Consider the following 11,740-nt stretch of genomic DNA (forward strand, 5'->3'; position numbering starts at 1 on the left):
GTCCGGCGGGTGGAGCATCACCGCGTCGCGTCGAGAATGACGGCGACGGTCTCCTCCGGCATGTCCCACATCGGAAAGTGGCCGCTGCCGTCAAACCAGTGGAGCTCGGCGCCGGGAAAGGCTGCCTGCGCGCGCGCAGCCTGTCTGGGGAGGCAGAGCCGGTCGTGCCTGCCCCATCCGATGACGACCCGGCCGGTGCCGGCAGCGGCGGGACCGGATTGCTCAGGTCCCGTGGCAAGGCTCCGCACCAGCGCATCGAACGTCGGCGTTGTACTGAGACCTTCCAGCTCGGTCGCGACGGTCTCCCCGTCAAGCGCCCAAGGACGCGCGGAGAGCTGAGCGAGCAGCGCCGTGCGCGACGCTGCATTCCGGCTCAACGCCGGCAGGCCTGGCCGGATGGCCCGCAGCAAGCGGCCGGAGGCGCCGATGGTGGTTCTGAAGAAGGTGCGCTCCCAGCCTCGCCAGAAGCCGCCCGGATCCAGCGCGACGACGTTGCCGACGAGTCCGCGCCGCGCGAGCTCCAGCACGATCCGCGCGCCCATCGAACTGCCGACGACATCGACGCCGGACAAGCCGGCCTCCGCGATGTAACGCTCCACGCTGCCGACCAGACCATCGAACGTCCCGCTGTCGGATTCGGCAAGGGTAGCCCCATGGCCGGGAAGGTCGACCGCGATGACCTTCCGCGAGGCGCTGAGTGGCGCCAAGACGGTGCTCCACGATCGCCAACTCCCGCCCAGGCCGTGGATCAGAAGCAGTGTGCGGCCAGTGCCGCGCTCGATCGTGTTCATGCCGTCTCCGCCTCGTCGTTGTGAGACGCTCAACGAGCCCGGTCGCTTCGCGGGCCCGCCTTTTCTCGGCCGATCTCGGCTGACGGGCGCTGGAGATCGGTCGCAGGGCCGATGCCGGACGGCGGTGGAGCCGGGGACGTCTGCCTGTTCAGCAAAAGGGTCCTTGGACATGAACGAGCGACCGCTTGCGAGTAGCGCTACGCCTGCACGGAATGGCCGATTTCGGGGCCAAGCTGACGTCAAAACTGTCAGCCTGGTATCGGCACCCCCATTTTCGTTGACCTGCCGTACCGTCCGGTTAACCCAGCGAATCCGATAATAGGAGGGGTAGGCATGGGCTGGCTGCGGGTGTGCGCTCTGGCGCTGGTATCTACGGTGGCGGTCTCCGCATCGACAGGCCTTTGCCAAGGCCGCGATTTGCCCGGCTCCAATCCGATCATCCGCGACACATTCCTTGCCGACCCAGCGCCGCTCGTCGTCGGCGACACCCTGTATCTCTACGTCGATCACGACGAGGCCAGGGATGGTGAGATGTTCAACATGCGGGAATGGATGGTCTATTCGACCACCGACATGAAGACGTGGAAGGCGTATCCGCCGATCCTGAACATCGCCGATCTGACATGGGCCAAGAAGGACGCTTGGGCGCCGCAGGCCGTTCAGAAGAACGGCAAGTTCTACCTTTACGTGCCGGCCGAGCATGATGATGCGCACCCCGGCAAGGCCATAGGCGTCGCGGTGTCGGACAGCCCGACGGGGCCGTTCAAGGACGCGCGCGGATCAGCGCTGATCACCAACGAGATGACGCCCAAGGGTGAGCATAGCTGGGAGGATATCGATCCTACCGTGCTCACCGACCGCGATGGTACGTCGTGGATCGCGTGGGGCAACCGGCAGTGCTACATCGCCAAGCTCAAGCCCAACATGATCGAGCTGGACGGCCCGATCACCGAAATCACGCCGCCCCATTACGTCGAGGGGCCGTGGCTGCATCGACGCGGGGACCTTTATTACCTCACCTATGCCTCGATGGATCCGATGGGCAAGGATCGCAACGAGCACGTTGCTTATGCCACCGCGCCGAGCATTCAGGGTCCGTGGACATATCGGGGAGAGCTGACCGGATCGGCGGCCAATAGTTTTACGATCCACCCCGGCATTGCCGAATTCAAGGGGCAATCGTACCTGTTCCTGCACAATGCGTCGCTGACGATCGGTGACCAGAAAGGCGCATTGGGGCGGCGGGCGATCACGGTCGAGCATCTCCGCTACAATCCTGATGGTACCATGAAACCGGTGATCCAGACCCAAGCCGGTGTGTCGGTGCCGCCTGCCGAATAAGGACGGTAAGGACCTCTCGCCTGTCGAAGCCACAACCGCGAAGACCAGCCTGAAATTTGGCGGCGCGCGTATGACGGCGGCCGCTGAGCTGACCTCGGCCGCTATTGCGTGCCCGCCGATCTGAGTCGAACGGCTGGCGTAGATTGGGGCAGGGAAGCGGCATGGAATGACCGCATCTGGGGCGTCGAAACGAAGGAAAGTCGCAGCAGGCGCCTGGTGCAGTCCGCCTGCGACGGGTGTAACTATGCCGTCAGCACCAATAGGGTGTCGAGGCCGCAGGTCGCCAGTTTTTCAGGCAGGAAATTCGCCAACGCCCACCCGCGGCCGGGCGGCTGCGACTGTTCCGCTTCATTCCTGCCACGGTTGATCTGCAATAAGGTGACGGAACCGGTAAAGTCCCGCCCTTTCCGCTTCACATATCGAGACGAAGTGATGCCCGCACCATTCGTGGCGCGCCGGGATAGATCCACAAGGCGCTGTACGAACTGGCGGAATAGCGTTGATCGAGCAGATTGTCGGCCTCGAGACGGAACCGAACCCCCTCGAATAGCGGCGCTTCGATCGCCGCCTTAATCTTCACGTATTGCGGTAGCAGCACCGGATTGGCGGTGAGCGATCCCGCCCGATTGCCGACATAAGCGGCGCCCCCGATCAGCTGCCAGTTGCTACGGGTGGTCGGAATGCGATGGACGACCAGCAATGTGCCCGCGTGCTCCGGCACGTTCAGGACGTCCGGTGTCGGAAACGTCGTGTCATCCGCCTTCGCATCGAGCCAGGCGTAATTGGCCACGATCTGCCAGCGATCGCCGAGCCGCGCTGACGCGTCGAATTCGATACCGCGGCTGACGATGCTACCGACGGGTGCAAGGAAGTTCGCATCAACAGGATCGGTCGTCAGGATGTCCTGCTTACGGATGTCGAACCATGTTGCCGCCAGATCGACACCCGGCAGCTTGGCCGCCACCCCGACCTCGTAGCCGCGACCCGTTTCCGGGCCGAAGCCCGCGCCGTTGCGATCCGTGCCGGTGTTCAGCGCAAAGTTCTCACCCCAATTGGCGTGCACCGCGATTACGTCCGTGACGCGGTAGCGCACCCCGGCGCGGACGTGGACGGGCTCGTCGATGTTGCGGCCGACGCCGCCTGTGTTGTTGTTGACGATCGTCTGCCGGTACGGATCGATCCGTGCGCCGCCGACCAGCGTCAGCCGATCGGTGACGTCCCACATGTCCTGTATGTAGACTGTGCCTGCCCAGCGGCTCTCGTCGTTGTTGGTGAAGGGCCGCAATGGGGCTGCCACCGATCCATAGACCGGATTGTAGAGGTCGATCGCGTAAGGAACGGCAGCCGAGGGGTTGATGCGCAGCCAGCGTTCGCCGTAGAAAAAGCGATAGCCCTTTACGCCCGCGCTGACCCGGTGCCGCCCGATCTGTCCGGCGAGCTCAAGGCGTGCTGACAGATCGTCGACACTGAAGTCACGCGATCGGCGCTGGCGCCACAAGGCGTTGCCGACGATGCGCGACTGGTCGGCCGACAGGCCCTTCAGCGTTCCCGTCCGCCAGACCACACCGCCCTTCAGCGTCCAGCCACCACCGAGCTCCGCCAGACCGGTCACCTGGTGCTGGTCCTGTCGGGATTTGGTGGTGCCGTTCAATGGTTCGCCGTAGTAATTCGAGCGGGGCAAGGCGTTGGCATCGCCGTTGATCGCCGGAATGCCGCGGTCGAACGGCGTGTCGTATCGGCTGAACTCACCGGTATAGGTGAGGCGTAGCGCTTCACTCGGCTGCCAGGTCAGTGACGGCGAAACAACGCGCCGGCGCAGCGGGACGGCATCGCGCCATCCATCGCTATCCTCGCCTGCGATGACGATCCGGGCAGCCACGGTCTCGGTTAATGGGCCGGTGGCGTCGAGCTCGACACGCCGCGTATGGAACGCGCCATAACTGACCATCGCATCGGCATGCGGCGTGAAACGGGGCACCTTGGTCACGATGTTGACCCGGCCGCCGGGATCGACATCTCCGAACAAGGCACCCGCTGGGCCTTTCAGGACCTCGACCCGTTCGGTCGTCGCAGGATCGCGCGGCGGGGCCATGCCGCGATTGGCGAGGAAGCCGTTCAGATAATATTCCGCGCCTCCGTCCGGGGTGCCGAGAAACCCGCGGACCGCGAAATTGTCGATGACCCCGCCACGGTTGTTCTGTTGGCTGAAACCGCTGACGAGTTCGAGGGCGTCGCTCAGCCGGTACGTTCCTGCCGCATCCAGGATGTCGCGTTCGATCGATCGGCTCGACTGTGACATGCGTTCGGTGACGCGATCCGACGATAGCGCACGATCGGCGGTGTCACGGGTGCCTAGCACGACGATTTCGTCCTCGTCGTCTCGTCCGGACGTCTCCTGCGCGTCCGCAGAGAGCGGCGCGACGCCGAGCGCGAGGGTACAGGCAAAGGCAGAGGTATGCAGTCGTGGACGAAGGAACCTGAAGGACATTGTTGCTCCGGAATGCGGCACCTGCATGCGCTATTCGGCATGCGTAATGTTGCAACATATCATCAAGCTTGCATGCTGCAATGCGCTAATTCCTGCCTATCGGCAAAGGCTGCGTCTGACAGCGGCTTTGCATCAAGCAGATCTGACGGCGCCGTTGTGCAGTACATCAGATCGGCCATCTCGTTCCGATCACCCAATTGGGAGAGCGTCGGCAGCATGTTCCGTTTGTTCCGGCGCTTATGACCCGAGGGGCAAAAAGGCCTCCGCGGTAAAGACATTTGCCTGGCCCGCAGCGCCGAGCGATATAGTGCCTCACCTGAAGGGGAGGGCAAAATGCCACAAACGACAAGGCGCGGCGTAGTTGCCGGCATGGCAGCCGTCGGTGCTAGCGTTATCGTCAAACCGGCGTTTGCGATGGACAATGCGGATCCCGACTTTGGGCCGAATGTCCTGCTCGTCGACCCCGGCGCGCCAGACGCACAGGCGACGATCGCCCGCTGGTTCGGTGAGCAGGAGCGGGCCCATTTCACTGACCGACGCCGCGCCATCTTGCTGAAACCGGGTAACCATCACCTCGACATCAACGTCGGTTTCTTCACGCAGGTCGCCGGGCTGGGCACCACGCCAGGCGACGTAACCGTGACCGGCCATGTTCATGCCGAGGCGGACTGGGCAAACGGCATGGCGCTGGTCAATTTCTGGCGCGGGGCGGAAAATCTCACTGTGCGGCCGCCTGATGGCAAGGATCGCTGGGCTGTGTCGCAGGCGGCGCCCTATCGCCGCATCCATCTCGCCGGCGATCTGGCGTTGGACGACGGCGGCTGGTCGAGCGGCGGCTTCATGGCGGACTGCTGCGTCGACGGCACGATCCGATCCGGTACGCAGCAGCAGTGGTTCACCCGGACTAGCCGCATCGACGGCTGGCAGGGGTCGAACTGGAACATGATGTTCATGGGCGTCCCGGGCGCGCCGGCGACAAGCTTTCCTGCGCCGCCCTACACGACGCTGCAGACCGTGCCGGTGATCCGCGAAAAGCCGTTCCTGTGCGTCGGTGCGGACGGTGCGTGGAGCATATTCGTCCCGTCGCTGCGCCGCGATGCGGCGGGCGTATCGTGGGATGGAACGCCGGGCGGCCGCCACGTGCCGCTGCGCGACGTGCTGATCGCCGATCCGGCGACATCGGTGGCGACGATCAATCGCGCACTTGCCGCGGGGCGCCATCTGGTATTGACGCCGGGCGTGTACCGGCTGCGCCAGCCACTGCGGGTGACGCGAGCCGATACGGTGATCCTTGGACTAGGACTGGCAACCCTGCTCGCCGAGGGCGGCACGGCGGCGCTCACCGTGGCCGACGTGCCTGGGGTGACGATTGCCGGGCTGCTGATCGACGCCGGACCGCAGAACTCGCCTGTGCTGATGCAGATCGGGCCGCGTGGGGCGGATGGCGACCACGGCGATCGTCCAACTTTGCTGGCCGACCTGTTCTTCCGTGTTGGCGGAGCCGCTATCGGCAATGCCGGCACCTGCCTGGAGATCAACAGCCATCATGTCATCGGCGATCACCTGTGGATCTGGCGCGCCGATCACGGCGATCGCGACGGCGGGCGGGTCCATGTCGGCTGGGACGAGAGCCGAGCGACGCACGGCCTGGTCGTCAACGGCGACCACGTCACCTGCTACGGGCTGTTCGTCGAGCATTTCCAGGGCTGGCAGACGCTGTGGAACGGCGAGGATGGGCGGACCTTCTTCTACCAAAACGAATTGCCGTACGATCCTCCCAGCCAGCGCGGCTGGCGCGCGGACTCGCCACGGGGCTGGGCGGCCTACAAGGTTGCTGACCACGTCCGCCGGCACGAGGCGGTAGGAATGGGCATCTACGCCAATTTCACCGCCGATCCTTCGATCGTGCTCGCCAGCGCGGTCGAGGTGCCGGATGTGTCTGGCGTACGTGTGTCAGATGTGACGACAATCTCGCTCGGCGGCGGCAAGGGGACGATCGCGCATCTGGTCAACGGGGCGGGGGAGGCGGCCCGTCCGGGCAGCACGCGCCAGACGCTGATCCGTTATGGCGGCGGGGCCTAACCCCGGTGGATGCGGCTAGCCGATCGACAAGAAGGCGGTGACGGTAAGGCGGCCAAGGGCGGGATCGGGCGACAGGATCGCATCGGCAGCGATTGCGCCGCTGTGCAACAGCTGACTGCGGTAGAGGATGGCACGGTTGTAGCGGCCCTCCGCCCCGCCGATCCGCTCGAACAGCGGGGTGTCGTCGAGAATATAGCCCTCCGGCGGAATCGCAGCGACCTCGTCCTGCAATCGGCCGAAGAACACGGGCGCGCGGGTGTCGTCGATCGTTTCAAAACCGGTGGTGCGGTGGCGGAAGAAGGCGGTGCCGTCGCGATGGGCGGGCGACAGATAGTGGACCATCGCTATTCGGTCGCGGCCATAGGCGTCCACGTGCGGCACGCGCTGACGGATGTGGAGCGCATCTGGCCGAGCGGTGACGATCGAGAAACTGGCGTCGACCACGCTGATCTGACGGTGAGGCCCGAACCGGCGGCCCAGTGACTCAGCGATCACCGGGAATTGATCGCGGAAATACCCGTCCGGCAACGGTGCCCGCAGGCCGGGGTAATGATGACCGGCGGGTTCGAAGGCAGCCGCTACGGCGGCCTGACGCAAGCTGTCGGGATGAGTCGCGAAGTCGTCGATCACGACCAGCGGCTCCCCCTCTTGCCCGAGCCGCTGCACAGAGATGGCAGGGCGCTTCACGCCAGCGATCTCGGGGCCGCGGTGGAGGCGCGGATCGTCAGTGTCGCGGGCACGATGATCGGCTCAGCGGCCTCGGGAGCCGGATCGCCGATCACACGTTTCACCGCGCATGCCGTCAGCTCCGCGATCGGCTGGACGATCGCGGTTAGTGGCGGAGCGACGAAGCGGACGATCGGCGTGTCGTCGAAGCTGAGGATCGACAGGTCGCCGGGTACGTCGAACCCGCGTTCGCGCGCCAATTCCAGCGTCGCCAGCGTCATCTGGTCGCTGCACGCTATGATTGCAGTCGGCGGCACCGCGCCGTCGAGCAACGCCGCGGCTGCCGCCCGACCGGAGGCAAAGCCAAAATCGCCGACGGCAAGAAGGTCGTCGGTGGGCAGCCCGGCGTCCGCCATCGCCGCGAGCCAACCCTCGGTGCGCCAGCCGCTCAATTCATAATCGTCCGGACCGGCGATGAAGCCAATGCACCGGTGGCCGAGCGCGATCAGATGCTCGGTGGCGAGCCGCGCCGCCCCCGCCTCGTCCATCGCCACGGCAAAGCCGGGTCCGGCGATCCGCGAGCCGATCCGGGCAAAGGCGATGCGATGCTCCTCGAGCAGGCAGGTAATCAGCGTATTTTCGGAATGCGGCGGGGTCAGGATGACGCCATCGGGCCGGATGGCGGCGATCGCAGCGCGTAGCTCGCGCTCGATATGGTCGCTGTGCGTGTCGACGAGCTCGACGATCATCCGATAGCCGTGCTCGGCACAGGTCAGCAGACCGCCGAGCAGCATCTGGTCGACCCAGTCAGTGCCTTGGCGATCGCGCCATCCGGCGATGGTCCGCTCGCGGTCGTTGAGCGCAACGATCAGATAGGAGCGCGATCCCGCCATCCGCTGCGCGGCGATCGACGGCACGTAGCCGAGCCGCTCGATGGATGCCTTCACCCTGGCCAACATTTCCGGCCGGACGCTCGGCTCCTTGTTGATGACGCGACTCACCGTCTGAAGCGATACGCCCGCATCCGCCGCAACGTGACGGATGGTGACCGCTTGCCGACGCCGCGCCATCAGGTCGGCGCCGCGCCGCAATAGCGCGACACATAGTCGCTGTGCGCCGGAAGGCCGCGCACCGTCGTTGCGACCCCCTGGCGCAAGCCGGAGAGGAAACGGTCAAGCTCCTCGTCGGGCAGCTTGGCGGCGATCGGATGACGCGCTGCGGGGGTGATGCCCTGACCGAGCATCACCTGGATCCAGCTGTTCTCCGCGAACAATTCGTCGTTGCGGCGGAAGACGCGCCCGGTCTCGCGGAACAGGCCGATCTTCTGCGCAAGACTGTCGGGGATATCCATCGCTGCGCACTGACGCCAGAACGGCGAATCCCGCCGCTCGGTGACCTTGTAATGGAGGATCAGGAAATCGCGGATCTGATCCATGTCGGTCAGCTGCTGATCGTTGAATTCGGCGATGTCGTGCGGCGAGATCGCGCCGGCCGCCGGCAGCAGCCGGATCAGGCGCAGGATCGCCCGTTGGATCAGGTGGATGCTGGTCGATTCCAGCGGCTCCATGAAACCGCCAGCGAGCCCGATGGCGACGCAGTTGCGATGCCACTGCTTGCGCCGCGCACCGGTGACGAAGCGCAGCATGTTGGGCTCGGTCAGCACCTTGCCCTCGACATTGCCGAGCAGCCGGTCGAGCGCCGCCTCCCGCGTCAGATACCGGCTGCAATAGACGATGCCGTTGCCGACGCGATGCTGCAGCGGGATCCGCCACTGCCAGCCGGCATCGTGCGCCATCGCGCGGGTATAGGGCACCGGTGGCCGTACGCTCTCGGTCTGCACCGCGATCGCGCTGTCACAAGGCAGCCAGTGCGTCCAGTCGTCGTAGCCGACATGGAGCGCCTGTTCGATCAGCAGCGCGCGAAAGCCGGTGCAGTCGACGAACAGGTCGCCCTCGACCCGGCTGCCGTCGTCGAGCACCAGCGCGGCGATGTCGCCGCTTTCGCCGTCGAGGTCGACGCGGGCAATCCTGCCCTCGATCCGGCGGGCGCCGTCGCTTTCCGCCATGCGGCGCAGAAACCGGCCGTAGAGCGTCGAATCGAGCTGATAGGCGTAGCTCATCCGGTCGTCGGGCAGATGGGCGAATTTGCTCTCGCGCGCCGCGATCAGTTCCAGGCAGTAATCGTCGTAGGATTGCTGGTGGCCGCGCGCCTGCCCCTCCAACCAGAAATGCTGGAAGCCGGCGGCCCAATGGTCCTTGCCGGTCAGGCCGAAAGCGTGAAAATAGCTGTCGTCGGGACCTTTCCAGCCGTCGAACTGGATGCCCAGCTTGAACGTCGCTTGGGTCGCCGCCATGAATTCGGCCTCGGTGATGCCGAGCAGGCGATTGAAGGTGATCAGCGGCGGAATCGTCGATTCGCCGACGCCGACGGTGCCGATCGTGTCGGATTCCACCAGCGTGACGGCGGCAGTACGGCCGAGCGTGCGGGTCAGCGCGGCGGCGGTCATCCATCCAGCGGTGCCGCCACCTGCGACGACGATACGGCGCGGCATCGGCGCAGTCATCGGCTGAGCGCCCGCAACAGATAGCTGCGCAACCGGCTCGCCAATTCGGGTGTCATCGGGTCAAGCACGCCGCGGCCGCCCTCGGGCACATGCGCGGTGACCTGATCGTCGTTCTGGAAAACGTAGTAATCGAACATGTCCCGCCAATGCGCCTTCTGATCTGGAGGCAGGTCACGGATCGCCATCAGCGCGTGGTTGAGCGCCTCCTGCGGCTGGCCGAGCCAGCGCGGCGTCTCGCGCCACCAGTAATTGACCAGCACATTGAAGTCCTCCAGGCCTTCGACGTGGTGCCACCACAGGGCCGGAATGTAGAGCGCGTCGCCGGGCGCCATCTCGACCGTAAGGCCATGCGCCATCGCCTCGGCGAAGCGCGGATGGCGCGCGAGGTCGGGTGCGTGGAAGTCGACCATGCTGATCGCGCGGCCCGCCGGCGTGTTGTCGACCGGGCCGAGGTAGAGGTTGCGAAACTGTTCGCGCGGAAACAGTGTGAAGCGGCGGCGACCGGCGGCGACGACCGCGAGATTGTTGGGCACGTCGTTGTGCGCGGCGATGCGGGTGCGCGTGCCGATCCAGATGCTGGCGAGCGGTTCGCGGTCGCCGAGGTCGATGTGGTTGGCGGCGTGGAGACCGTCGAAATACTGGTGGATGTCGATCGAGGCGAGATAGACCGTCGGCGCCTGCGGCTGGCCGGCGAAGGCGGCGATGCGTGCAAAAATGTCGGGCAGCTTCGCGTCGAAGGTGCGGAAGTTCATCGCCATCGCATCGTCGTAGAACAGCCGTCCGCCACTGCCCGGCTGGCCGACCGAGACGGTGAACGGCCGGTCGCGGTGATGGCGCAGCAGATAGTCGCGGGCGGCGTCGGCGGACTCGAGTCCCGCCCTGACCAGTGGCCAGTGAGCGGCGAGGCCGCGGATCACGAACGGCGCGTCCGCGCCGCGCAATCGGGCGTCAAGCGCCGCGGCGTCGGCGACCTGCTCCTCCGGTACGCGGGCGAGGCCCGCCAGGGGGCCGGGATCGGCCTCAGCCACGCGCCAGTTGCCGGTTACGACGCGCGACGAGATCGCCGATATGAGCGAGCGAAGCGATCGCCATGTAGATCGGGAGAAGATGCTGATCGGCATTCAGCTCCGCGAACGCTGCTCCATCAAGCGACGCGAGGCGATCTTCGTTGATAATGTGGAACCCGACGAGCCGATTGGTCGAGCCGTCGTCCAAGGTCACTTCCAGCGTGAATGGCTCCAGCAGGTCGTAGCGCTGCAAGGCCTCGAAGAAGTCCGCCGATGCACGATAGCCCTCATCAAGCGCGCCGAGCTGTTCGGCCACGCGCTCCAGATAGGGCGTCGGCTGACCCGTTTCGTCGAAGATGCGGTCGCCGGTGCCATCGGCGGCAATTCGTGGCGAAGCGAGATCGATGTGCACCTGCTTCGCAGCGTCGTCGTCCGGACCGCCGCCGATCAGGAATGGCTGGACGTCCATGGCCAGCGGCCGATAGCCCGCGTCCCACGTGCCGGCGTCGAGAAACAAATTCTCGCCGTTTTCGAAGCCGAACATGGCGAGCGCGGTATAGCGGTCGCGGGCGTCGTTGAGACGGAATAGAATGGGATAGGCGCTCTGCACCGCCCGGAATTCGGTCGGGACGGTGATGCAGCACATCTGCCCGTCGCCGAGCGCGCCGTCGCGCGCGCTATTGATGCGCAGATCGCGATGCGCCTCCACGGTAAGGATCGCGTGCTGGCTGGTCATCGAAGGTCTCGCCGGTAAACGTCCACGAAGAACATGGCCGCAAGGCCTGCCGCGCCCCGGGAAAAA

The 11,740-nt window shown here is 65.6% G+C and carries 11 protein-coding genes; 2 read left to right on the forward strand and 9 right to left on the reverse strand.

Annotated features, from left to right (window positions below; all coding sequences use genetic code 11):
* Positions 1-17: 17 nt before the first annotated feature.
* Complete coding sequence (locus tag PBN85_RS04355) at positions 18-791, reverse strand: alpha/beta fold hydrolase (RefSeq protein ID WP_037534539.1); 774 nt, start codon at positions 789-791, stop codon at positions 18-20.
* 333 nt (positions 792-1,124) lie between these two features.
* Here PBN85_RS04355 and PBN85_RS04360 point away from each other — a divergent pair, with 333 nt between their 5' ends.
* Positions 1,125-2,132 (forward strand): glycoside hydrolase family 43 protein, encoded by a 1,008-nt coding sequence (locus PBN85_RS04360; protein ID WP_271300252.1) that lies wholly within the window; start codon positions 1,125-1,127, stop codon positions 2,130-2,132.
* 412 nt (positions 2,133-2,544) lie between these two features.
* On the opposite strand, the gene PBN85_RS04365 is transcribed toward PBN85_RS04360, so the two are convergent.
* From PBN85_RS04365 to PBN85_RS04375, 3 genes are all read right to left on the reverse strand, one after another.
* Positions 2,545-4,620, reverse strand: coding sequence for a TonB-dependent siderophore receptor (locus PBN85_RS04365; RefSeq protein ID WP_271300253.1), 2,076 nt, complete (start codon positions 4,618-4,620; stop codon positions 2,545-2,547).
* 62 nt (positions 4,621-4,682) lie between these two features.
* Complete coding sequence (locus PBN85_RS04370; protein WP_271300254.1) at positions 4,683-4,838, reverse strand: hypothetical protein; 156 nt, start codon at positions 4,836-4,838, stop codon at positions 4,683-4,685.
* Between the two features lie 94 nt (positions 4,839-4,932).
* Positions 4,933-5,277, reverse strand: coding sequence for a hypothetical protein (locus PBN85_RS04375; RefSeq protein WP_271300255.1), 345 nt, complete (start codon positions 5,275-5,277; stop codon positions 4,933-4,935).
* Between PBN85_RS04375 and PBN85_RS04380 the strand changes: the two genes are divergently transcribed.
* Positions 5,260-6,702 (forward strand): adenylyl cyclase, encoded by a 1,443-nt coding sequence (locus tag PBN85_RS04380; RefSeq protein WP_271300256.1) that lies wholly within the window; start codon positions 5,260-5,262, stop codon positions 6,700-6,702. The genes PBN85_RS04375 and PBN85_RS04380 overlap by 18 nt on opposite strands.
* 15 nt (positions 6,703-6,717) lie before the next feature.
* On the opposite strand, the gene PBN85_RS04385 is transcribed toward PBN85_RS04380, so the two are convergent.
* The 5 genes from PBN85_RS04385 to PBN85_RS04405 are packed head-to-tail and all read right to left on the reverse strand — an operon-like array spanning position 6,718 to position 11,674.
* Positions 6,718-7,389 (reverse strand): DUF6445 family protein, encoded by a 672-nt coding sequence (locus PBN85_RS04385; protein WP_271300257.1) that lies wholly within the window; start codon positions 7,387-7,389, stop codon positions 6,718-6,720.
* Positions 7,386-8,438, reverse strand: coding sequence for a LacI family DNA-binding transcriptional regulator (locus PBN85_RS04390; protein WP_271300258.1), 1,053 nt, complete (start codon positions 8,436-8,438; stop codon positions 7,386-7,388). The genes PBN85_RS04385 and PBN85_RS04390 overlap by 4 nt, the downstream gene beginning before the upstream one ends.
* Positions 8,438-9,931 (reverse strand): tryptophan halogenase family protein, encoded by a 1,494-nt coding sequence (locus PBN85_RS04395; RefSeq protein ID WP_271300259.1) that lies wholly within the window; start codon positions 9,929-9,931, stop codon positions 8,438-8,440. The genes PBN85_RS04390 and PBN85_RS04395 overlap by 1 nt, the downstream gene beginning before the upstream one ends.
* On the reverse strand, positions 9,928-10,959 hold the full coding sequence (locus PBN85_RS04400) for a cupin-like domain-containing protein (protein ID WP_271300260.1): 1,032 nt from the start codon (positions 10,957-10,959) through the stop codon (positions 9,928-9,930). Before PBN85_RS04400 ends, PBN85_RS04395 begins: the two co-directional genes overlap by 4 nt.
* Complete coding sequence (locus PBN85_RS04405; protein WP_271300261.1) at positions 10,952-11,674, reverse strand: SapC family protein; 723 nt, start codon at positions 11,672-11,674, stop codon at positions 10,952-10,954. The genes PBN85_RS04400 and PBN85_RS04405 overlap by 8 nt, the downstream gene beginning before the upstream one ends.
* Positions 11,675-11,740: the final 66 nt, after the last annotated feature.

The sequence above is a fragment of the Sphingomonas sp. CV7422 genome (assembly GCF_027945725.1).
Classification (GTDB): domain Bacteria; phylum Pseudomonadota; class Alphaproteobacteria; order Sphingomonadales; family Sphingomonadaceae; genus Sphingomonas; species Sphingomonas kyungheensis.

Coding starts and splice junctions, on each gene's coding strand:
- PBN85_RS04355 (WP_037534539.1), bottom strand. CDS start 791: ATGAACACGATCGAGCGCGGCACTGGCCGCACACTGCTTCTGATCCAC.
- PBN85_RS04405 (WP_271300261.1), bottom strand. CDS start 11,674: ATGACCAGCCAGCACGCGATCCTTACCGTGGAGGCGCATCGCGATCTG.
- PBN85_RS04395 (WP_271300259.1), bottom strand. CDS start 9,931: ATGACTGCGCCGATGCCGCGCCGTATCGTCGTCGCAGGTGGCGGCACC.
- PBN85_RS04390 (WP_271300258.1), bottom strand. CDS start 8,438: ATGGCGCGGCGTCGGCAAGCGGTCACCATCCGTCACGTTGCGGCGGAT.
- PBN85_RS04375 (WP_271300255.1), bottom strand. CDS start 5,277: ATGAACATGGCCGGTCACGGTTACGTCGCCTGGCGTGGTGCCCAGCCC.
- PBN85_RS04370 (WP_271300254.1), bottom strand. CDS start 4,838: ATGCTGCCGACGCTCTCCCAATTGGGTGATCGGAACGAGATGGCCGAT.
- PBN85_RS04365 (WP_271300253.1), bottom strand. CDS start 4,620: ATGTCCTTCAGGTTCCTTCGTCCACGACTGCATACCTCTGCCTTTGCC.
- PBN85_RS04360 (WP_271300252.1), top strand. CDS start 1,125: ATGGGCTGGCTGCGGGTGTGCGCTCTGGCGCTGGTATCTACGGTGGCG.